The organism is Streptomyces sp. NRRL F-2664 (assembly GCF_000719345.1).
Classification (GTDB): Bacteria; Actinomycetota; Actinomycetes; order Streptomycetales; family Streptomycetaceae; genus Streptomyces.
In genome coordinates, this window is record NZ_JOFX01000329.1 from 1 (window position 1) to 567 (window position 567).

The 567-nt window shown below is 69.8% G+C and carries 1 protein-coding gene and 1 pseudogene; both read left to right on the forward strand.

Annotation, left to right across the window (positions count from 1 at the left end; genetic code table 11):
• Window positions 1-181 (forward strand): hypothetical protein (locus IF89_RS47350; protein WP_030777646.1); only part of this gene is annotated, 181 nt, incomplete at its 5' end.
• Between the two features lie 83 nt (window positions 182-264).
• Window positions 265-471 (forward strand): annotated as a pseudogene (locus IF89_RS44195) (IS5/IS1182 family transposase); the annotation flags it as partial.
• Between the last annotated feature and the right edge of the window lie 96 nt (window positions 472-567).

The following is a 567-nucleotide window of genomic DNA, read 5'->3' on the forward strand; positions in this document are numbered from 1 at the left end:
GCTCAAGGCGGAGATCGGCACCCACGTGTGGGACAGCCGGGCCACGGCCCGGGCCGACGTCTTCCGCTTCATCGAAGTCGAGCACAACCGCACCAGGCTCCGCCGACACCCCGAGTCCGGGTACCTCACCCCACTCGAGACCCGGACCCTACTGCAGTACGACCCCACCCCCGCAGCGTAGAAACCAGCTGTCCAACATCAGGCGGCCCGCAAGGCCGCCCCGAGAGTCCCGAAAAAAGAACGACGCCTCGAAACCACCGCCCCGACGAGGGACTCGGACGGTCCCGGGGCGGCCTGACCTGCAAGATCCACCTCGCCGGCGAGGGTGGCTGCCGCCCGCTGGCCTTACTGGTCACCCCGGGCCAGTGGGGCGACGCACCCCAGTTCACCGAGGTCCTCGCCCGGATCCGCGTCGCCCGGCCTGGCGGCGGGCACCCCCGCACCAGGCCGGACCACGTCAGCGGCGACAAGACACCCCATGCAGCTATCGGGTCAAGCAGCGGTGGCGGGTTGGGACTTGGTTGGCGGGGTGAAGGCGAGCGTTTCGGTGAATTTCTGGCGGGTGGT